This is a genomic window from Stenotrophomonas sp. SORGH_AS_0321 (assembly GCF_031453215.1).
Lineage (GTDB): Bacteria > Pseudomonadota > Gammaproteobacteria > Xanthomonadales > Xanthomonadaceae > Stenotrophomonas > Stenotrophomonas chelatiphaga.
Window position 1 is genome coordinate 1280905 of the sequence record NZ_JAVIZG010000001.1, and the last position, 21278, is coordinate 1302182.

General features: G+C 68.9%; 18 protein-coding genes. 11 read left to right on the plus strand and 7 right to left on the minus strand.

Annotated features, from left to right (window positions below):
• Nucleotides 1-45: 45 nt before the first annotated feature.
• From rlmD to QE373_RS05510, 9 genes are all read left to right on the plus strand, one after another.
• Entirely contained in the window at nt 46-1380 is a 1335-nt protein-coding gene (gene rlmD, locus QE373_RS05470; RefSeq protein WP_309684355.1) for a 23S rRNA (uracil(1939)-C(5))-methyltransferase RlmD, read from the plus strand.
• A gap of 92 nt (nt 1381-1472) precedes the next feature.
• Complete coding sequence (locus tag QE373_RS05475; protein ID WP_309684357.1) at nt 1473-1988, plus strand: CYTH domain-containing protein; 516 nt, start codon at nt 1473-1475, stop codon at nt 1986-1988.
• An 88-nt stretch (nt 1989-2076) separates the two neighbouring features.
• The gene (locus tag QE373_RS05480) at nt 2077-2778 is read left to right on the plus strand and encodes a DsbA family oxidoreductase (protein ID WP_309684359.1); all 702 of its coding nucleotides are present in this window, start codon (nt 2077-2079) and stop codon (nt 2776-2778) included.
• 67 nt (nt 2779-2845) lie between these two features.
• The gene (nagZ, locus tag QE373_RS05485) at nt 2846-3853 is read left to right on the plus strand and encodes a beta-N-acetylhexosaminidase (protein WP_309684361.1); all 1008 of its coding nucleotides are present in this window, start codon (nt 2846-2848) and stop codon (nt 3851-3853) included.
• Nucleotides 3853-4410 (plus strand): hypoxanthine-guanine phosphoribosyltransferase, encoded by a 558-nt coding sequence (locus tag QE373_RS05490; protein WP_057507287.1) that lies wholly within the window; start codon nt 3853-3855, stop codon nt 4408-4410. Before nagZ ends, QE373_RS05490 begins: the two co-directional genes overlap by 1 nt.
• A complete protein-coding gene (locus tag QE373_RS05495) occupies nt 4410-5156 on the plus strand; it encodes an S-methyl-5'-thioinosine phosphorylase (protein WP_309684364.1) in 747 nt (248 codons plus the stop codon). Before QE373_RS05490 ends, QE373_RS05495 begins: the two co-directional genes overlap by 1 nt.
• An 89-nt stretch (nt 5157-5245) precedes the next feature.
• Nucleotides 5246-5449 carry a cold-shock protein gene (locus QE373_RS05500; RefSeq protein ID WP_309684367.1) on the plus strand — a complete coding sequence of 68 codons (204 nt, stop codon included), beginning with the start codon at nt 5246-5248 and terminating at the stop codon, nt 5447-5449.
• Between the two features lie 81 nt (nt 5450-5530).
• On the plus strand, nt 5531-6793 hold the full coding sequence (locus QE373_RS05505; protein WP_309684368.1) for an NAD(P)/FAD-dependent oxidoreductase: 1263 nt from the start codon (nt 5531-5533) through the stop codon (nt 6791-6793).
• 173 nt (nt 6794-6966) lie between these two features.
• Entirely contained in the window at nt 6967-7233 is a 267-nt protein-coding gene (locus tag QE373_RS05510; RefSeq protein ID WP_042614974.1) for a hypothetical protein, read from the plus strand.
• A 654-nt stretch (nt 7234-7887) separates the two neighbouring features.
• Here QE373_RS05510 and pdeM read toward each other — a convergent pair.
• From pdeM to QE373_RS05530, 4 genes are read right to left on the minus strand one after another with little or no spacing between them, the layout of a single operon-like run.
• Entirely contained in the window at nt 7888-8532 is a 645-nt protein-coding gene (gene pdeM, locus QE373_RS05515; RefSeq protein WP_309684371.1) for a ligase-associated DNA damage response endonuclease PdeM, read from the minus strand.
• Nucleotides 8522-10978, minus strand: coding sequence for a ligase-associated DNA damage response DEXH box helicase (locus QE373_RS05520; protein WP_309684374.1), 2457 nt, complete (start codon nt 10976-10978; stop codon nt 8522-8524). Before QE373_RS05520 ends, pdeM begins: the two co-directional genes overlap by 11 nt.
• On the minus strand, nt 10975-12579 hold the full coding sequence (locus QE373_RS05525; protein ID WP_309684376.1) for an ATP-dependent DNA ligase: 1605 nt from the start codon (nt 12577-12579) through the stop codon (nt 10975-10977). Before QE373_RS05525 ends, QE373_RS05520 begins: the two co-directional genes overlap by 4 nt.
• The gene (locus QE373_RS05530; RefSeq protein ID WP_057687415.1) at nt 12576-13574 is read right to left on the minus strand and encodes a ligase-associated DNA damage response exonuclease; all 999 of its coding nucleotides are present in this window, start codon (nt 13572-13574) and stop codon (nt 12576-12578) included. The genes QE373_RS05525 and QE373_RS05530 overlap by 4 nt, the downstream gene beginning before the upstream one ends.
• Before the next feature lie 110 nt (nt 13575-13684).
• Between QE373_RS05530 and QE373_RS05535 the strand changes: the two genes are divergently transcribed.
• Nucleotides 13685-15310 (plus strand): acyl-CoA dehydrogenase family protein, encoded by a 1626-nt coding sequence (locus tag QE373_RS05535; protein ID WP_309684384.1) that lies wholly within the window; start codon nt 13685-13687, stop codon nt 15308-15310.
• Between the two features lie 64 nt (nt 15311-15374).
• Here QE373_RS05535 and QE373_RS05540 read toward each other — a convergent pair whose 3' ends face one another.
• The 3 genes from QE373_RS05540 to QE373_RS05550 form a co-directional block, all read right to left on the minus strand.
• On the minus strand, nt 15375-15779 hold the full coding sequence (locus QE373_RS05540) for a hypothetical protein (RefSeq protein WP_057687417.1): 405 nt from the start codon (nt 15777-15779) through the stop codon (nt 15375-15377).
• A 623-nt stretch (nt 15780-16402) separates the two neighbouring features.
• Entirely contained in the window at nt 16403-16744 is a 342-nt protein-coding gene (locus QE373_RS05545; protein WP_057508009.1) for a hypothetical protein, read from the minus strand.
• A gap of 124 nt (nt 16745-16868) precedes the next feature.
• Nucleotides 16869-18044, minus strand: a complete 1176-nt coding sequence (locus tag QE373_RS05550; RefSeq protein ID WP_057508008.1) for an acetyl-CoA C-acyltransferase — start codon at nt 18042-18044, stop codon at nt 16869-16871.
• A gap of 217 nt (nt 18045-18261) precedes the next feature.
• On the opposite strand from QE373_RS05550, the gene QE373_RS05555 reads away from it, so the two are divergent.
• Nucleotides 18262-21105 carry a S8 family serine peptidase gene (locus QE373_RS05555; RefSeq protein ID WP_309684391.1) on the plus strand — a complete coding sequence of 948 codons (2844 nt, stop codon included), beginning with the start codon at nt 18262-18264 and terminating at the stop codon, nt 21103-21105.
• The last annotated feature ends 173 nt before the right edge of the window (nt 21106-21278 follow it).

Here is a 21278-nt window from a genome sequence, read left to right on the forward strand (position 1 = left end):
TTCTGAGACAATACGCGCCCTTTTTCACACGCAGCCCCTCGCCACGTGGCCCGTCAACGTTCCCGCATCGACCGCACCCTCTTCAGAACCGACATCCTCGACCTGAGCCACGACGGCCGCGGCGTCGCACGCCGTGATGGCGAAGGTGGCAAGGTCACCTTCATCACCGGCGCGCTGCCGGGTGAAGTGGTGATGGCCGAACAGACCGCGCGCAGCAAGCATTTCGACCAGGCGCGCACCGTCGAAGTGGTGGAAGCCTCGCCGCTGCGCGTGCAGCCGAAGTGTCCGCATTTCGGCGTCTGTGCCGGCTGCGTGCTGCAGCATTTGGAAGAAAGCGAGCAGATCGTGGCCAAGCAGCGGGTGCTGATGGACAACCTGCAGCGCATCGGCCACGTGCAGCCGCAGCAGGTGCTGCCGCCGCTGGTCGGCGACAGCTGGGGTTACCGCCGCAAGGGGCGCTTCTCGGTGCGTCGGGTCGAGAAGAAGGACAAGACCCTGGTCGGCTTCCGTGAGCTGGATCCGCGCTTCGTGGCAGACCTGTCGCTGTGCCTGACGGTGATTCCGGAGATCGGCACCAAGGTGTCGGTGCTGTCGGCCTTCGTCGAATCGCTGGATGGCCGACGCGACATCCCGCAGATCGAGTTCATCGCCGGTGACGAGGCGATCGCTCTGACCATCCGCCACATGCAGCCGCTCAGCGAGGCCGATCGCGCGGCTTGGATCGCGTTCGGGCAGGAACACGGATTCGCCATTTTCCTGCAGCCCGACGGGGTCGACTCGGTCCACCCGCTGTGGCCGCAGGAGGTTCCTTTGTCCTTCCGGCTGGCGCCGTGGGACGTGGAGCTGGCGTTCCGCCCGCTGGACTTCATCCAGGTCAATGCCAACCTCAACGTGAAGATGATCGAGCACGCACTGGCGCTGTTGGATGCCGGCCCGCAGGAGCGCGTGCTGGACCTGTTCTGCGGGCTGGGCAACTTCACCCTGCCGCTGGCCCGCGGCGTGCGCGAAGTGGTCGGCGTGGAGGGCGATGCCGGGCTGGTGGCGCGTGCGAAGGAGAACGCCCAGCGCAACGGGCTGGCCAACGCCAGCTTCCATGCCGCCGACCTGACCCAGGACCAGCGCCAGGCCTCGTGGATGCTGGAGGGCTTCGACAAGCTGCTGCTGGACCCGCCGCGCTCGGGCGCCATCGAGGTGCTGCAACAGCTGCCGCTGGAGCAGTTCAAGCGCATCGTCTACGTCAGCTGCCATCCGGGTTCGCTGGCGCGCGATGCCGGCTACCTGGTCAACGAGCGTGGCTTCACCCTGGTCAGTGCCGGGGCGATGGACATGTTCCCGCATACCGCACACGTGGAAAGCATCGCGGTATTCGAAAAAGCCTGATCGGGGCGGGTGACCGTCGGTCGCGGTGGATGAACGCTGGTCGCGGTGGGTGACGACCGTCGGTTGTCACGCGCTTCCCGCATAATCACCCCATGGGCATTGAAATCGAACGGAAATTCCTCGTCACCGGTGACGGTTGGCGGGCGGCGGCGCATGCGGTCATCCCGATGGCGCAGGGCTATATCAACGACATGGGCGCGCTGGACCGCGGGGACCAGAACGCCTCGGTGCGGGTGCGCATCGAAGGCGACGGTGCCGCACTGAACCTCAAATCACGCACGCTGGGGCGCAGCCGGCAGGAGTTCGAATATCCGATTCCGGTAGCGGACGCGCGTGAGCTGCTGGCGTTGTGCGTGGGCGGCCTGATCGACAAGCGCCGGCACCTGGTGCAGCACGAAGGCCTGCTGTGGGAGGTCGACGAGTTCCTCGGCGACAACGCCGGGCTGGTGGTCGCCGAAGTGGAGCTGGAAGACCCGGACCAGGCGATCAGCCTGCCGGCCTGGACCGGCCGCGAAGTCACCGACCAGGCGCGCTACTACAACGTCGCGCTGGCCTCCCACCCGTACGCCCGCTGGTCTCCCGGCGAAAAGGGCGACGGCGGGGAGTGAGTCGCTGCCGACGCGTCCCGGCATGCCAGAAACGAGCTGGTCGCCTGCGTCCCCTTTATCGCCGGGCGGTCGTCCCCATGTCGGGGGGATGAAGATCGACATCTATTCCGACGTGGTGTGTCCGTGGTGCTGGATCGGCAAGCACCGCTTCGCGCAGGGTCTTGCGCTGCTGGGTGATGCGGTGCCCGCGCTGCAGGTGGAGTGGCAGCCGTTCCAGCTGGATCCGGACGCCGATGCCACGCCGGTGCCGCTGCGTGAGGCCTATGCGCGCAAGTTCGGGGGTGCCGAGCGCACCGAGCAGTTGCTGGGCCAGATGCAGGCCACCGCACGCGCCGAGGGGCTGCCGATGGATTTCAGTCGTGGCCAGGTCCGCGTGACCACGCTGCAGGCGCACCGCCTGCTATGGCTCGCTGGCCAGCACGGGGTCCAGGATGGGGTGGGCGAAGCGCTGTTCCGTGCGCATTTCGAACTGGGGCGCAATCTCGCCGATCCGCAGGTGCTGGCCCGGGCCGGGATCGAGGGCGGACTTGCCGCTGACGACATCCAGGCGATGCTGGGCTCGGGCCTGGGGCTGGCCGAGGTGCAGCAAGGCCTGCAGCACGGCCACGCCATCGGCATCACCTCGGTGCCGACCTTCGTCATCGACGGCCGTTGGGCAATCCAGGGTGCGCAGTCGCCGGCAGCGATCGCCCAGGCGCTGCGCCAGATCGCCGCCGAACGCAGTGAAGCCGGCGCTTCCGACGCGCTGGACGCTGAAGACGGATGTGGCCCGGACGGGTGCAGGGTCTGACGCTGGGCCACGCTTCTGCGACAATGCGGCGCTGCGCCATCGTGGCGCCCGTCGTGGAGACCTGAACATGCTGCTGATCGGCGTTGCCGGTACCGAACTGACCGCCCAGGAGCGTGACTGGCTGCAGCACGATGCCGTGGCCGGCGTGGTGCTGTTCAAGCGCAATTTCGCATCCCGCCAGCAGATCGCCGGACTGTCCGCCGCCATCCGCGAGGCAGCACCGCGTCCGCAGCTGATCTGCGTGGACCAGGAAGGCGGACGCGTGCAGCGCTTCCGCGAGGGCTTCACCGATCTGCCGCCGCTGCAGCAGATCGGCCTGGGCCATGCGCAGGATCCGCAGGCCGCGCTGGCCGCCGCCGAGCAGCACGCCTGGCTGATGGCCAGCGAGGTGCGCGCCAGCGGCGTGGACCTGAGCTTTGCGCCGGTGGTGGACCTGGGCCATGGCAACCGCGCCATCGGCGATCGCGCATTCAGTGAAGATCCCCAGGTGGTGGCCGCGTTTACCGCCGCCTACGTGCGCGGCATGCACAGCGCCGGCATGGCCGCCACGCTCAAGCATTTCCCCGGCCATGGCAGCGTGCTGGAAGACACCCACGTCGATACCGCGATCGACCCGCGTGGGCTGGATGAACTGCAGCAGCGCGACCTGGTGCCTTTCGTGGCCGGGATCGCCGCCGGCGCCGATGCGGTGATGATGGCCCACGTCATCTACCCGCAGGTCGCCCCGGAACCGGCCGGCTACTCGCGGCGCTGGGTGCAGGACATCCTGCGTGGCCAACTCGGGTTCCGCGGCGTGGTGTTTTCCGATGACATCGGCATGGCTGCCTCGTTCAGCGCCGGTGGCGTGAAGGCCCGCGTCGATGCGCACCTGGATGCCGGCTGCGACGTGGTATTGGTCTGCCATCCCGAGCTGGTGGACGATGCGCTGCAGGCCATGCAGCATCGCACCTCGAACACTGCCGCGCTGCTTGGCCTGATCGGCCGCGGCGCACTTGGCTGGGACGGCCTGCTGGCCGATGCCCGGCATGGCGACACCCGAACCCGTTTTCTCGAATCCTCTGGAAGAACCGTCTGATGCCCAACCTCACCATTTCCCAGGCCCTGGAACAGGCTGACCTGCTGGTCGACCGCCCCACCATCGACCAGGCCATCGGCCGCATCGCCGACGCCATCGCCAGCGATTACAAGGGCGAAGTGCCGCTGTTCCTGTCGATCATGCATGGCGCGCTGCCGTTCGCCGGCCAACTGGCACTGGAACTGGGCGCACGCGGCCAGGACGTGCAGTTCGATTACCTGCACGCCACGCGTTACCGCGGTGAAACCACCGGCGGCGACCTGGTGTGGAAGCACAAGCCGGCCACCGCATTGTTCGGCCGCCGCGTGCTGCTGGTGGACGACATCCTGGACGAGGGCTACACCCTGCAGGGCGTGCGCACCTGGTGCCTGGAGCAGGGCGCCACTGATGTGCGCATCGCTGCGCTGACGGTGAAGAAGCACGACCGCGCGCTGGCCGACGTGCACGCCGATTACGCCGGCGTGGAACTGCCGGACCGCTATGTGTTCGGCTTCGGGATGGACGTCAACGAGACCCTGCGCTGCGTGCCGGCGATCTACGCAATGAAGGAAGGCTGATGCAGCCCATCGCCCTGGCGGTCATCGGTGGAACCGGCGTCTACAACCTCGCCACGCTGGATGACGTGCAGACCCACGAGATCGAAACCCGCTTTGGTACGCCCTCCGGTCCGATCCGGGTCGGCAGCCTGCTGGGCCACCGGGTGGCTTTCCTGGCCCGCCATGGCGAGGGCCATTCACTGCCCCCGCACAAGATCAACTACCGCGCCAACCTTGCTGCACTGCAGCAGATCGGCGCGTCGCGCGTGCTGGCGCTGAATACGGTTGGCGGCATCGGCGACGATTTCGGTCCGCGCGTGCTGGCCTGCCCGGACCAGATCATCGACTACACCTGGGGCCGGATCTCCACCCTGTGTGAGGAAGCGGGCAGTGACGTCCTGCACGTGGACTTCGGGCATCCCTACACGCCCATGCTGCGAAGCAAAATTCTTGCGGCCGCAAAGGTGACGGGCGTCACAGTGCGGGACGGTGGTTGTTATGCTGCAACGCAAGGTCCGCGGCTGGAAACCATTGCAGAAATCGCGCGTCTGCGCCGTGATGGCTGTGACCTGGTAGGCATGACCGGCATGCCCGAAGCGGCCCTGGCGCGTGAGCTCGGGCTTGACTACGCCTGCCTTGCGATCGTGGCCAACTGGGCCGCCGGCTGTGGCGATGGGGAAGAAATCACGATGGCCGAAGTACTCTCCAACGTGCAGGCCGCGTCCAACGGATTGCCCGAACTGATCGGGGAATTGGCACGGGGGTGATTGTCATCCTCGGGCAAGGTTTGCATACTCGCCCCGTGCGCAGGGTTTTTGCGCACACCACCCATTCATTGCAAAGGTCTCGCATCAACATGGCAACAGGTACCGTGAAGTGGTTCAACGACGCCAAGGGATTTGGCTTTATTACTCCGGACGACGGCGGCGCTGATCTGTTCGCGCACTTCTCCGCCATCCAGGGCAATGGCTTCAAGTCCCTGCAGGAAGGCCAGAAAGTCACCTTCGAAAAGACCCAGGGCCCGAAGGGCGACCAGGCATCGAACATCCAGGCCGCCTGATCCATTCAGTCGCGTGTTGGAAGAACCCCGCTTCGGCGGGGTTTTTTTTTGCCTGCCGCGCCGATCAGGCACAATCGCAGGATGGATCCCCGCATGCGCATCGCCGTCATCGGCTACGGGACCGCTGGCCAGGCATTGGCCATTCTGTTGTCCCGCGACGAACACCACGTCGACATCTTCGAGCGCGCGCCCCGCCCTGGGCCGGTCGGCGCCGGCTTCCTGCTGCAGCCCAGCGGGCTGCAGGTGCTGTGGCAGATGGGCCTGCTGGATGCGGTGCGCGCACATGCCGCACCGGTGCACCGGTTGCACGGCGATACCCCCTGCGGGCGGGCGGTGATGGACATGGGCTACGACGGCCTGGATGCGCGCCTGCACGGCCTGGGCATGCAGCGTGGCGCGCTGTTCCAGCTGCTGGACCAGGCGCGTGATGGCCTCGGACAGCTGCATGCAGGCGTCACCATTGCATCGGTCGACCACGAACGCGGGCTGCTGCACGACGGCGAAGGGCGCCAGCACGGGCCGTATGACCTGGTGATCGCTGCCGACGGCTCGGCATCGGCCCTGCGTGCGCAGGTCGGGGGGACGTCGCTGGACCGGGTGTACCCGTGGGGCGCCCTGTGGTGCCTGCTGCCGGCCGAAGACTGGCCGCATGTGAGCGAACTGCGCCAGCGCTACGTGGCGGCGCGCAAGATGATCGGGCTGCTGCCGGTCGGCACGCGCCCCGGGGATGCCACGCCGCGGCTGAGCTTCTTCTGGAGCCTGCCGCGCGAGGACTTCGCGCGCTGGGAGGCCGATGGCCTGCAACCGTGGCTGGATGAGCTGCACGCGCTGTGGCCGGAGGCTGGCCCGCGCTTTGCCCACCTGCAGCAGGCGGGGCAGTTGGCGCGCGCTTCTTACCGCGATGCGGTGATGCGGCGCTGGCACAACGGTCGGCTGGTGCTGGCCGGCGATGCAGCGCACTCCATGAGCCCGCAGCTGGGGCAGGGCGTGAACATGGCGCTGCTGGATGCGCTGGCCCTGCGTGACGCGCTGCGCGTGCATGGCAAGGGCGAGGCCGCCCTTCAGGCCTACCAGGCACAGCGACGCGCGCACGTGGCCGTGTACCACTACTGGAGCCGCTGGCTGACCCCATTGTTCCAGTCCGACCGTGATGCCTGGTCGAAGGCCCGTGACGTGCTGCTGGGGCCGATGGGGCGCTTGCCGGGGGGGCGGGGCCACATGCTGCGCGTGCTCAGTGGCACCCAGCGCGGCTGGCTGGGGAAACTGCCGCTGGATCCGGCGTTCATCGACGCGCTGGGCACGCCACGGGCCACGGCGGAGGGGGGGGCGTTGAGCGCTGCGTGAACGCTGCGGTGGGCGGAGTTGACGGTCGGCTCACCTCGTTCATGGCACAACAGGGGGGAACGCACGCACCGCGTGGCCCCCGCACTGTTCCGTGATCCTGCATCGCGCCCCGGCGGGCGGCCTGTCGCTGCTGCCCCCTCTGGCTCGGGCGAGCCGCATGCAAGGAGTCCCCCATGTTGTTCTCGGCTGAAGCGCTGGAATCGGAAATCTGCAAACTGCGCGGGTTGCTGCAGATGCTGCACGAAGACCAGCCTGACGTGCTGGAAGATGTCTTCGAATTCCATGTTGGCAGCCTGATCAGTCATTCCTCTCCGGAGCAGCACGGTTATATCCGTACGTGTGCGCAGGAAATGCTGGCCACGATCCGGGCGCTGCCCCGGCGGGTAGAGAGCCGCGGGCCGGATTTCCGCCTGATGCCGGAGATGCTGGCGGTCGCGTGAGTTCTTCGCGCTGCGCGCGGGCTTGAAGCCAGAGCCAGGGCCATGGCAACAGCTGCAGGGCTGATTGTTGGTGGGGCGGGGCGGCTGTGCAGGACACGCCGCAAGTACGTCCGTGTAGGCTCGCTTTTCGCATCCATGCGAAAAGACGGTCCTGCACAGCCACCCCGCCCCCCCTTGACACGTCCATGGTGGCCATTGGTTGCTTTGGTAGCGCCGACCCATGGTCGGCGGATTCTGGCAGGGGTGGGAAGAATGGGAGGAAGATGGGGTCAGAGTCCTTTCGCTGCGCAAAAGGAGTCTGACCCCTGCCTTTGCTCTTTCACCGGAATCTGTCAGGGGGCCGGGCAGATGCTTGGTAGCGCCGACCCATGGTCGGCGGATTCGGACAGGGGTGGGAAGAGTGGGAGGAAAATGGGGTCAGAGTCCTTTCGCTGCGCAAAAGGAGTCTGACCCCTGCCTTTGCTCTTTCACCGGAATCTGTCAGGGGGCCGGGCGGTGGGGCTGGGCGGGGGCGTTGAGCGCCATGGATGGCGCGAAACGAGGCCCGCATGGATGCGGTTTTTGCCGTCCCCCGACCAGCCCCACCGCCCGGCCCCAAGCACGTAGCCAGCGAAACGCAGCCACCCGCGAGGGGGGCCCACCCGTTCGACCCACCTACCGCGCAGGCAGCAGCACCGCCGCAGTGTCCACGCACGCGACCATCCGCTCGCCGGCAGCCAACACCGGCACCACCCCCGCGGTGAACTGCGAAAACGCCGGCAGCACCGTCACCCGCTCGCGCAGCCAGAAGGACGGCAACCGGCGCGGCAGCCCCGGCAGCGCGGCCAGCGGATGCAGGTGACCGCCAATCACGTGTGCCTGCGCATCCGGCTCCGGTTCGTGGCGCAGCAGGAAGGGACCCAGTGCGGCCTGCTCCTCGTGCACCTGGACCTGCAGCGCGGCGGCGGACAGCGCGCGGTCGTGGTTGCCACGCACCACGTGGACCGCAAGCCCGGGACGCTGCTCGCGCCAAGCCAGCCAGTGGCTGTACCACGGTGCCCGGTGCAACGGCCCGTGCAGCACATCGCCGAGGATCCACAGCTGCTCGCAGTCGGTACGCTCGACCAGCTGCTGCAGCCGCTTCAGGTCGGCGGCGGTGCCACCCACCGGCAGCGCGATGCCGGCGCGGCGGAAGATGTCCGCCTTGCCCAGGTGCAGGTCGGCGATCAACACCGCGCGCAGCCGCGGTATCCGCAGCGCACGCTCGCCCAGCAGGATCACTTCCTCGCCGGCCAGGTGCAGGACAACATCATCGGGCATTGCGCTTTTCCAGTTGTTGCGCGGCACGCAGCACGCGCGTGCGCCAGTCTTCGTTGCTGAGCTGGCCGCGCAGGCGTTCGGCCCACAGCGGGAAGCCCAGCGGCGTCAGCGAGCGCGGTGCCTGCAGCGACAGTGCACGGCCCTGCATCCGCTGCAGGGCGTCGCGCAGGCCGTCCACGTCCAGGCTGTCGTGCAGCACTTCGCGCTCGGCCAGCTGCAGCAGCATGTGCTCCGGATCGTGTTCGCGCAGCACGTCGTACAGCAGGCCGGCTGAAGCCTGCAGCTGGCGCAGCGAACGCGGCATGCCGCCCGGCAGGCTGGGCACCAGCAGGCCGGACACCCGCGCGATGCCGCGGAACTGGCGGCGTGCCAGTTCGCCCAGGTTGACTGCCGCGCGCAGGTCATCAAGCAGTGCGCCAGGGTCCAGCAGCGCGCTCCACTGTGCCGCATCCAGGGCGATGGGCAGGGCCGGGGCCAGCACCAGCCCGTGGTCGTTCACCGCGTAGCCGATGCTGTTGCGCTGCAGCCGCGTACAGCGCAGGGCCAGCAGCGCGGCAAGGGCTTCATGCACGTGGCGGCCGGCGAACGGGTACACGAACAGGAACTGGCCTTCGCGGCGGCGTACGTCTTCCACCAGCAGGTGATCCGGCGAAGGCCGCGCCGACAGGGTTGCCTGCAGGTCCATCAGTGGTGCCAGCCAGCGCGATTCGGGGCTGTCGTCGGCGCCGCGCAGCACCGCTTCCAGTTCCCGCCCCAGTGAAGTGGACAGCGCCAGCTGGCCGCCCTGCCAGCGCGGCACCACGCCTTCTCCACCGCGCGCCACGCGCACGTAGGCGGTCATGTCCTTCAGCTGTACCAGTTCGAGCAGCCGCCCGGCGAACTGGAAGCGATCACCACGACGCAGGCGCCCGGCAAACTGTTCTTCCACCGCGCCCAGGCTGCCGCCGCGCAGGAACTGCACGCGCACGCTGCCGTCGCTGCTGATGGTGCCGATGGACAGGCGATGGCGCAGCGCCTGGCGTCGGTCGTGCACGCGGTAGATGCCGTCCTCGTCCTGCACCGCCTTGTGGAAATCCGGGTACTGCGCCAACGCCCGCCCGCCCTGCACGATGAACTGCAGCACGTCCTGCCACTGCGCATCGCCGAGCTGTGTGAAGGCATGCGTGCGGCGGACCTGCGCGAGCAGCGCTTCGGCATCGAAGCCGCCGGCCAGCGCGCGGCTGATGCAGTGCTGGGCCAGCACGTCCAGCGACAGCCTAAGCGGCCGTCGTGCCTCGACCACGCCCGCGTCGAGGGCGCGGCGCGCGGCCGCGTATTCGGCCAGTTCCAGCGCATGGCTGGGGACGCACAGGATCTCGCCGCTGGCGCCGGGGCGATGTCGCGCGCGTCCGGCGCGCTGGCGCAGCCGGGCCACGCCCTTCGGGCTGCCCAACTGCAGCACCTGTTCCACTTCCGGGAAATCCACGCCCAGGTCCAGGCTCGAGGTGGCGACCACGCAGCGCAGGCTGCCGGCGCGCAGTCCATCTTCCACCTGCTGGCGCAGCGCCGGATCCAGCGATCCATGGTGCAGCGCCAGCGTGGCGCTGTCTTCGGGCCACACCGCGGACAATGCCTGGTGCCAGAGCTCGGCCTGCGCGCGGGTGTTGGTGAACAGCAGGCTGCTGCGCGCGCCCATCAGCGCCTGCAGCACGCGCGGCAGCTGCCCCAGCCCCAGGTGGCCGGCCCACGGGAAGCGCTCGCCGGGCTCGGGCAGCAGGCTGCGTACGCGCACCGGTCGCGGCCTGGCCCCTTCCACGGTGACCGCGTCGTCGCGGCCGGGCAACAGCACCTCACGTGCCTGTTGCAGGTTGCCCAGCGTGGCCGACAGGCCCCACAGCTGCATCGCCGGCGCGGTGTCGCGCAGCAGGGCCAGGTTGAGCTGCAGCAGTACGCCGCGCTTGCTGCCCAGCAGCTCATGCCATTCGTCCACCACCACGCAGCGCAGCTGGCGCATGCGCGCCAGCGTATCGGGGTAGCTCAACAGCAGCGCCAGCGATTCCGGGGTGGTCACCAGCACGTCCAGCCGACCTTCGCGGGCGAGGCGTTTGTCGCGGCTGCTGGCGTCGCCGCTGCGCAGGCCAACCTGCCAGTCCAGTCCAACGGCCTTCAGCGGCGCCTGCAGCGCACGTGCGGTGTCGGTGGCCAGTGCGCGCAGGGGGGTCACCCACAGCACCTGCAACGGCCGTACCGCGCTGCGACGGGCCGGCGCGGGTAGGGGATCGACCAGCGCCTGCAGCAACGGGCCGCCGAACATCGCCAGGGTCTTGCCGCTGCCGGTGGGCGTATGCAGCAGGCCGGACTGGCCGGCCAGGTAGTGCCGCCACATCGTGCGCTGGAACGGCAACGGCCGCCAGCCGCGTTCGGCGAAGAAACCCTGCAGGCGCTTGAGCGCCTCCGCTGCGGTCATCGGGCCAGTGCCTGCAGCTGTTGCAGATGGTCGGCTTCGGCAGCGGGCTTGTCCTGGCGCCAGCGCAGGATGCGCGGGAAGCGCACGGCGATGCCGGACTTGTGCCGCTTGCTGACATTGACCGCTTCGAAGCCCAGCTCGAACACCTGTTCGGCACGCACGCTGCGCACCGGGCCGAAGCGTTCGCGCGTGTTGGCGCGGATCCAGCGATCCAGCGCGAGGATTTCCTTGTCGTCCAGGCCGGAGTAGGCCTTGGCGACCGGCACCAGTTCTTCGCCGTTCCAGACCCCGAAGGTGTAATCGGTGTACAGCGTGCTGCGCCGGCCGTGGCCGGCCTGCGCGTACAGCAGCACCGCATCGATGGTCAGCGGATCCACCTTCCACTTCCACCAGTCACCGCGGCGGCGCCCGGCCTGGTAGACCGAATCGGCACGCTTGACCATCAAGCCTTCCACGCCGCGCACGCGTGCTTCTTCGCGCAGGGTGGCCGCCTGCTGCCAGTCGTCGGCATGGACGTGGGGAGACAATTGCAGGCGGGGATCATCCAGCGCACCGAGCAGCGCAGCCAGGCGCTGCCGACGCTGCTGCAACGGGACGTTGCGCAGGTCTTCGCCCCCTTCTTCCAGCAGGTCGTAGGCGAGCACGCGCACCGGCGTGCTGCGCAGGGTAGCCGGACCCGGCTTGCGCCGCTGGATGCGCGTCTGCAGCGCGGTGAAGGCACGCGGCAGATCCTGCCCTACGTCCCAGGCCAGCAGCTCACCGTCGATCACACAGCCATCGGGGAGGGCAGTGGCGGCCTGTTCGATTTCCGGAAAACGCCCGTCCAGCCGCTCTTCGCCACGCGACCACAGCGCGACCTCGCCCTGCCGGCGCAGCAGCTGCAGGCGGATGCCATCCCACTTCCATTCCAGCAGCCAGTCGCTGATCGGACCCAGCGTCTCCACCGCCGCTTCCAGAGGCGAGGCGAGGAAGAACGGATAGGGCTGCTGGCGGTCCAGCGGCAGCTCCTCGTGGGTCAACAGCGTGGCAAGCAGGGTGGGCGAGGGGACCCAGTCACCCAGCATGCGCTGGGCGATGCGCGCGATGTCCAGCCCGGACAGTTCGGCCAGTGCCTGCTGCACCAGCCGCTGCGAGACACCGACGCGCAGCGCGCCGGTGAGCAGTTTGTTGAACACCAGCCGTTGCGCTGCCGGCAACGTCCGCCAGCCGGTTTCCACGGCGGCCCGGCGGATCGCTTCGTCCAGGTTGGCCACGGCCAGCAGATGGGTTTCGATCCACTCCACCAACGGGCGGTCCGGGGCTGGCTGGCGCGGCTCATCCACCAACAGGGTCAGCGTTTCGGCCAGGTCGCCGACCTGCTCGTAGCTGTCTTCCACCAGCCACGCCGGCAGTCCGGATTCGTCGGCCAACCAGGCGCGCAGTTCGCCGCTGGCGGCGATCTTGCGGCGCGCGCCACCGACCTTGCCACCGCTCAGCAGGTACAACGCCCATGCGGCGTCGTGCGCGGGCGCATGGCGGAAGTAGTCGACCAGCGCGGCGCGTTTGTCGCCGGTGGCGGTGCTGCGGTCCAGGCGCTGGTACAGGTCGGCGAAGGCCTTCATTCTTCGCTCCCGTAGTCGGTACGGAAGGCTTCGGCGGCGGTGCCGTTTTCGCGCAGGTAGCGGATCAATGCATCGGTGTTGCCATGCGTGGCGATGATCCGGGTGGCGCCGGTCTGCGCGATGGTCTGCAGCAGCGCCGGCCAGTCGGCGTGGTCGGACACCACGAAGCCGCGATCAACGTTGCGACGGCGGCGGTTGCCGCGCAGGTGCATCCAGCCGGAGGCAAACCCCAGCTGGTGGCGGCCGAAGCGGCGCACCCACGGCGTGCCCGCGGCCGATGGCGGGGCCAGCACCAGGCGGCCGGCTGAGTCGGGCTGGCGGCCCTGTTCGGCCACCGCCTGGGTGGCCAGCATCGGGATGCCGGCCTGGCGATACACCTGCACGCCGTTGTCGATCGCCCCGTGCAGCCAGGCCGGCTGATCGTCCAGCGGCAACAGTTCGGCCAGCACCCGCTGCGCCTTGCCCAATGCATAGCACAGCAGGATCGCCGCTTCGCCGCGCTCGCCGCATTCACGGCGCCAGGCGACGATGTCCGCGGCCACGTCCGGGGTGTCGGGCCAGCGGTAGATCGGCGAAGCGAACGTGGCTTCGGTGATGAACGTATCGCATGGCACCACTTCGAAGGGATCGCAGGTGGGGTCGGGCTGGCGCTTGTAGTCACCGGACGCGACCCAGACCTGCTCGCCGTCGTCGATGCGCACCTGCGCAGAGCCCAGCACGTGGCCGGCCGAGTGCAGCGAGACCTCGACCGCGCCCATCCGGAACGGCACGCCCCAGCCGTGGGTGTGGATGCGTACATCGCCCAGCCGCCAGCGCAGGATCGGCTCGCTGGACGGGCTGCAATGGTATTCCTGCATGCCGCCGCGGGCGTGGTCGCCGTGGCCATGGGTGATCACCGCGCGCGCCACCGGGCGCCATGGATCGATGTGGAAATCGCCAGCGGGGCAGTACAGTCCTTCCGGACGCAGAACCACCAGATCGTCGCGTCTGCTCATGTCGGCACTGTGCCGGGGCCGTCGTGCAGGAGGTGAGAATCCGCCTGAACAGCAGCCGTTCCCGCGCTGGGGCAGAATCGAGGGTCATGCAGCCAGGGAGGCGTTCCACCATGCGCAACGAAGCAGCACCGTTCCAGACCCACCTCGTGCACAACCAGCCGCCCGCGTTCGCCGGCCGCCACCTGTGGGCCGACGATGCGGCGCTGGTGGAAGCGGTGGACCGGGGCGGGGCGTCCTCCTTCGCCGGTCGCCTGGCAGCGTACGGCCGCCTCGCCGGCGATGCGTTGTATCGGCTCGGCTTCGATGCCAACCGTGATCGACCGCGCCTGCGTACCCACGATGCGCAGGGCCATCGCATCGACATCGTCGAGTTCCATCCGGCGTACCACCAGCTGCTGCACACGGCGAAGGAACACGGCGTGGCCGGGCTGTCCTGGCACGAGCCGCAGCCAGGCGCGCACGTGGCGCGCGCCGCGCTGAGTTACCTGCACCACCAGGCCGAAGCCGGGACTAGCTGCCCGCTGACCATGACCCACGCCGCGGTGGCGGTGCTGGCCGACCACCCGGTGCTGTCGGAGTGGGCCCGCAAGGCGGCCGCACCGGTGTACGACCCGCGCGATGTGCCGATCGCCGACAAGGTCGGCATCACCCTGGGCATGGGCATGACCGAAAAACAGGGCGGCTCCGATGTCCGCGCCAATGCCACCGTCGCCGAGCCCGGCGCGGACGGAAGCTACCGGCTGGTGGGGCACAAGTGGTTCTTCTCCGCGCCGATGTCCGACGGCTTCCTGGTGCTGGCGCAGGCGCCGGCAGGCCTGACCTGCCTGCTGATGCCGCGGCGGCTGGCCGATGGCAACCGGAACGCCTTCCAGTTGATGCGGCTGAAGGACAAGCTCGGCGACTGGTCCAATGCCTCCAGCGAGGTGGAATTCACCGGCGCGCAGGCCTGGCGGGTGGGCGATGAAGGGCGCGGCGTGGCCACCATCATCCACATGGTGATGATGACCCGGCTGGACTGCATGCTCGGCGCTGCCGCGGAAATGCGCATGGCGCTGGCGCAGGCGCTGCACCATGCGCGGCACCGGCGTACCTTCGGCCAACGCCTGTGCGACCACCCGCTGATGGCCAACGTGCTGGCCGACCTGGCGCTGGAATCCGAAGCGGCGACCGCGCTGGCCCTGCACGTGGCCGCGGCGGTGGACCGCGCTGCACGCGACCCGCGCCAGGCGCTGCTGGCACGGGTCGGCACCGCGCTGGGGAAATACTGGGTGTGCAAGCGCGCGGCGGCGTTCGTCAATGAAGCACAGGAATGCCTGGGCGGAGCGGGCTATGTGGAAGAGTCGATGCTGCCGCGGCTGTACCGCCAGGCGCCGCTCAATTCGATATGGGAAGGCAGCGGCAACATCCAGTGCCTGGACGTGCTGCGCGCGCTGCAGCGCGAGCCGGCGGCGTTGCAGGCGCTGCATGAGGAACTGCTGGCCGGCAGCGGGTTGGATGCCACCTTCGACGAGGCGATGTCACGCTGGTGGAGCGCCGCGCCGCCGGAGCCGGCACTGGCGCGGGTGTACTGCGAGCGGCTGGCGCTGCTGCTGCAGGGGTCGATCCTGCTGCGTGCAGGCAGTCCGTTTGCGGTCACGTTCGTGCGCAGCCGGCTGGGCGGTGAACACGGCCTGGCCTTCGGCACCTTGCCGCTGGGGATCGACAGCGCGGCGATGCTGGCACGCGCGCTGCCCTGAGCAAGGACCACAAAAAAGGCGCCGGCATCGGCCGGCGCCTGCATCGTGGAAGGAGGTGCGTGGTTCAGTGCTTGCCGTGGTCGGCGTTGTCCTTGGCATCGTCGGCGACATCGCGTGCCTTGTCGGCCACGTTCTGTGCCGCGGTCGCGGTGGCTTCGCTGGCATTGGCGGCCGCATCCTTGGCGGCAACCTTCGCTTCCGCAGCGGCGGCGGCGGTGGAATCGGCCGCGCGGTCCAGTGCCTGCTGGGTATCGGCAGCGGCTTCACGCGAGGCTGCGGCGGCATCGTCGGTGGCATCGCGGGTGGCGGCGGCCGCGCGGTCGACGGCATCACGGGCGGCCACGCCGGCGCTGTCGGCGGCCTGGGCGGCGTCCTGGCGTGCCTGTTCGGCTTCCGGGCCCTTGCAGGCGGCCAGGCCGAGCACCAGCGCGGAGGCCAGCAGGGACGTGGTCAGGGTGCGGATCTTCATGGCGCGCTCCAGGATCAGGGTTTCAGGGAGCGCCAGCCTATTCATCGACCGGTCTAAGGCGGGTGAAGTTTTTTTTGCGCGTGCGCGCGCTTTGAAGCAACGGCAACGGCAACGTCAAAAGCGGCAGGGCTGTTGGGTTGGCGGGGCGGGGTGGGTTCGTGGGAATCGCCGCAAGTACGTCCCTGTAGGCTCGCCATCCGCATCCATGCGGATGAGCGTTCCCACGAACCCACCCCGCCCCACCTTCGACAGGTCCATAGCGGCCTTGGTAGCGCCGACCCATGGTCGGCGGCTCTTTGCTGACAGCCCCGGACGGATTCCGCCGACCATGGGTCGGCGCTACCTTTTTTTATTTTCATCGCGCGGGTGGCGGCCACCGGAACCTGTCAGGGGCCGGGCGCTGGGGCTGGGTGGGGGCGTTGAGCGCCATGGATGGCGCGAAACGAGGCCCGCAGGAGCGGCTTTTGCCGTCCCCCACCCAGCCCCACCGCCCGGCCCCCCAGCTTCAGCCTGAAAGCCACCCGCGAGGGGGTATCACCCGTTCGACCCACCCCAACGACAGGCAAAGAAAAAGCCGCTGGCGAACCAGCGGCTTCTTCAGAACAGCGTGAAGAAAGAAGTTATTACTTCTTGGCTTCTTCAGCAGCGTCCTTGGCCTGCTCGGCGGTGCCTTCGGCAGCCTTGGCAGTGTCAGCAGCTGCGTCGGCAGCAGCGTCGGTGGCGGCGCCAGCGGCGGCACCAGCAGCGTCGGCCGAAGCGTCAGCAGCGGTGGCGGCGGTGTCGGCAGCCTGCTGGGCAGCGTCGGCGGTGGCCGAACCAGCGGCAGCAGCCTGGTCAGCAGCAGCCTGAGCTTCGGTGGCAGCTTCGTTGGCCGAAGCGGCGGCGTCCTGGGCAGCTTCCTGCTTCGAGCAGGCAGCCAGGGCCAGGGCCAGGGACATAGCAACCAGCAGCTTGTTGATGCTCATTTGGTGAATCCTCGTCGTCGTTAGATAGGCAACGCGCAGTTGCGCGCCGTCAACATGATGACAAGCCACGAATGGCTGTCAAGCGATCCCGCATTCAGTTTTGCGAAACAGGAGTTAAATCCAATCAAATCAATTCGATGGCGATGGCCGTTGCTTCGCCGCCGCCAATGCACAGCGTAGCGATCCCGCGCTTGCCACCGCGGCTGCGCAATGCGTGCACCAGGGTGACCACCAGACGTGCCCCGGATGCGCCGATCGGATGGCCCAGTGCGCAGGCCCCGCCGTTGACGTTCAATTTGTCATGCGCGATGCCCAGTTCACGCATCGGCGCCATGGCCACCACCGCGAACGCCTCGTTGACCTCGAACAGGTCGACGTCGGCCAGCGTCCAGCCTGCCTTGTCCAGCAGCTTGTGGATCGCGCCGATCGGGGCGGTGGTGAACCACTCCGGCTCCTGCGAGTGGGTGGCGTGGGCAACGATGCGGGCCAGCGGCTGCAGGCCACGCGCCTGGGCGTCTTCTTCGGACAGCAGCACCACTGCGGCGGCGCCGTCGGAGATGCTGGAGGAACTGGCGGCGGTCACGCTGCCGTCCTTCTTGAACGCCGGGCGCAGGGTCGGGATCTTGGCGATGTCGGCGCGGGTGGGCTGTTCGTCGATGGAGATCTCGACCTCGCCCTTGCGGCTGGCGACCTTCACCGCGACGATTTCATCGGCAAATGCACCGCTGGCCTGCGCGGCCTGGGCACGCTTGACCGACTCGATCGCGTAGGCGTCCTGCTCTTCGCGGCTGAACTGGTACTTGTCCACGGCGCATTCGGCGAACTCGCCCATGGCCTTGCCGTCGTAGGCATTCACCAGCCCATCGTGGGCCATGTGGTCCACCGCCTGGAAGTTGCCGAAGCGGTTGCCGGTGCGCGAGTTGGGCAGCAGGTGCGGTGCGTTGGACATGGACTCCATGCCCCCGGCGACGACGATGCTGGCCGAGCCGGCCTTGATCAGGTCATGCCCCAGCATGATCGCCTTCATGCCCGAACCGCACACCTTGTTCAGCGTGGTGGCGCCGGTGGACAGCGGCAGTCCGCCGGCGATGGCGGCCTGGCGGGCGGGCGCCTGGCCCAGGTTGGCCGGCAGCACGCAGCCCATGATGACTTCGGTGACGTCGCTGGCCGGCACGCCGGAGGCTTCAAGCGCGGCGGCGATCGCGGTCGCGCCCAGGGTCGGGGTGGGGACGCCGTTGAACTGGCCGAGGAAGGAGCCGATGGCAGTACGCTTGGCCGCGGCGATGACGATGTTGGACATGGCAATCTCGTTGTTGCGTGAGCAAATTCGGAAAAGGAGACGCGACCCGTTGGAAGGCGGCGCGAATCCCGGCAGACTGCGTGGGGGACGCCAGTATAAGGCGGTGCCCCTTACCGCAGGTTGGCTGGCCCGACGCCAGCATAAGGCGACCGCGGCACTCGCTACCTACGACGGGGATACAGGGATGAAACGGGTTCAACTGAATACGGCTGCAGGGATGAGGAACGCGCTGGCCATGGCGCTGGCGGCGGCAGTGAGCGCCTGCGGTGGCGGTGGCGGCGGCGGCAATGTCCGCGTCGAACCGCCCACGCCGCCGCCGGTGACGCCACCACCGGTCACGCCGCCGCCGGTTACCCCCCCGCCGGTAACGCCGCCGCAGCCGAGCAGGCAGGGCCACCTGACCGCGATCAATGCGCTGGGCACCGGCCTGACCGGGCAGGGCGTGCGTATCGGCGTCGTGGATTCGGGGGTCAACCGCAGCCATCCGGCACTCGCCGGCCGCGTGGTCGCCAACTACACCTACGTTGATTCACGGGTGAACGACCTGGGGCGCGACGACGTGGTCGGGCATGGCACCACGGTGTCGATGCTGGCCGCCGGCGGCGACTATGCCGGTTCGCAGGTCGGCGTGGCGCCCGGCGCGGAGATCGTCTCGGCGCGGATCATCGCCGACAAGCGGCCCGTGGATGACGGCAGCGGCAATGGCAACCAGGTCAGTGGGGCCATCGGCCTGGCGCCGGTGCACCGCGACCTGATCAATGCCGGCGTCAAGATCATGAACAACTCCTGGGGTGGCCTGTATTGGACCAACGCGGCCACCACCGCGCAGATCGCCGACGAGTACCGCCCGTTCATCACCAGCAACGGCGGACTGGTGGTATTCGCCACCGGCAATGATGGCAAGCCAACCCCGTCCAACATGGCCGCGCTGCCGAGCCGTCCCGGCGTCGGCGGCAGCACGCCAGCGGCCGACCTGGTGCGCGGCTGGCTGGCGGTGACCGCCGTGGACACGGTCACCCCGACCCAGCTTGCCAGCTATGCGAATGCCTGCGGCGAAGCCGCCAGCTACTGCCTGGCCGCGCCCGGCACCGCGGTCTATCCGGATCCCCAGGCGACCACGGCGACGGCAAGCTACTACTACGGCTGGGGCACGTCCTATGCTGCGCCGCTGGTCTCCGGCGCGGCGGCGCTGGTCTGGCAACGCTATCGGTATTTCAGCAACGACCTGGTCCGGCAGACCCTGCTGGGCACGGCAACCGACCTCGGCGCTGCCGGCGTGGACCCGGTGTTCGGCAACGGGCTGCTCAATGTCGGCAAGGCCGTCAATGGTCCGGGCCGCCTGGACTGGGGCGATGTCAGCGTCAACGTCAACCGGCTCGGGCTGGATTCGGTCTGGAGCAACGACCTCAGCGGCACCGGCGGCCTGGTCAAGCAGGGCGTGGGTTCGCTGGGGCTGTCAGGACGCAGCACCTACAGCGGTGCCACGCGCATCGAACAGGGCACGCTGGCGCTGCGCGGTGGCGCCTCGATCACCTCCAACGTGAGCATTGCCGCGCAGGCCGGCAGCCCCAGCGGCGCCGCGCTGCAGTTCATGAACGGCACCACGCGGGTGGTCGGCAACGTCGACAACGGCGCCAGCGTGGTGCTGACCAGCGCCAATGCCGATGCCACCATCGAAGGCAATTACCTCCAGCGCGACGGCGCCCAGCTGATGGTCGCGCTGGGCGTCAACGCCTTGCAGGTCACCGGCACGGCGACCCTGCAGGGCGGTGGCGTGCTGGTCAACGGCGCGATTGCAGGCTATGTGCCGGCCGATGGCACGCGGCAATCGCTGATCCGCGCACAGGGCGGGTTGTCCGGCCAGTTCAACACCGCTGCGGTGGGCCAGAACGGCGTGTCGCTGCTGGAAACTTCGTACGGCTATGACAGCACCACGGCCTGGCTGGAACTGACCCGGGTCAGCGTGGTCGCTGCGGCCAGCGCGGCGTCGCTGGATGCGCGCGCACTGGCCTCGGCCGGGCGCGTGGAGCGCGCCTTCGAACTGCTCGATGGCAGCCCGGACCTGCAGGGCAGCGCGTTCGCCGATGCTGCCGGCGATCTGCAGCGTACGCCCGGCGGCATCAGTGGCCTGTCGGCCAGCCTGGACAGCCTGTCCGGCAAGGCCCATGCCCTGGCCACCCAGGCCACCTTCGACAGCGTGGACATGAGCCGGCGCGCCGTGGCGGCTCGTTTCGGCCAGGTGCAGGCGCGGCCGGCGCTGCGCGGTGGGTGGCAGAGTGCGCTGGGCGACGCCGGGCAGGGCAACTTCGCCGGCAACGCAACGCAGACCCAGGGCTGGATGGCGGGCCAGGAGAGTGCGCTGGGCGGCAACGGATTGCTCGGCGTTGCCTTCGGTGAGGTACGCAGCAGCGCCAGCGGCCGCGACACCGGCGGGCTGGGGCGGGATCGCCAGGCGCAGGCGCAGCTGTATGCCGGCTGGAGCGAAGGGCGTGGCTACCTGCTGGCGCAGCTGGGTGCCGGCCAGTTCCAGCGTCAGGTGGATCGTCAGCTGCTGCTGGGTGCGCAGGCCGTCGGGACCGGGGCGCGCTACGGCGGCCGGTTCGCCAGCATGAGCGTGGAATCGGGGCTGCGGTTTGGCGGCGCGCGTGCCGCGCTGACGCCGTACCTGGCGGCCAGCCAGGTGCAGGTGCGGTCGGATGGATTCGCCGAACAGGGCGGGCTGGGCTTCGGCCTGCGCATGCAGGACAACCTGGCGCGGCGCAGCCTGGCCATGCTGGGCCTGCGCGCCGAACGCCAGTGGCAGCGCTGGACGCTGCGCGGCTACTCCGAATGGCAGCAGGAGCTGTCCAGTGAAGGGTTCGATGCGCAGGCCGGCTTCACTGGCGTGGAGGCATGGGCACCGCTGGTTTTCGGCGCGCTGCCGCGTGCCTCCGGCCTGGTCGGCGTGGCGCTGGAAGCAGGGGTGGGGCGTAGCGGCCGGTTGTCGTTCGGCTACGACCAGCGCTTCGGCGGCGGGCTGGATGTTTCGCAGGCGGCGCTGAACTACAGCACCGGCTTCTGATTCACGGAGGCGCGGAGCCAGGCTCTGCGGCTTCCCGGTGAGGCGCGGCGTGGCTGATGAAAGGCGCCGCGCTTCGCGCTCGCCGAGCGTGGCTCGGCGCTACCGTGTTTCGCAGGCGGTGGCTGATGAAAGGCGCCGCGCTTCGCGCTCGCCGAGCGTGGCTCGGCGCTACC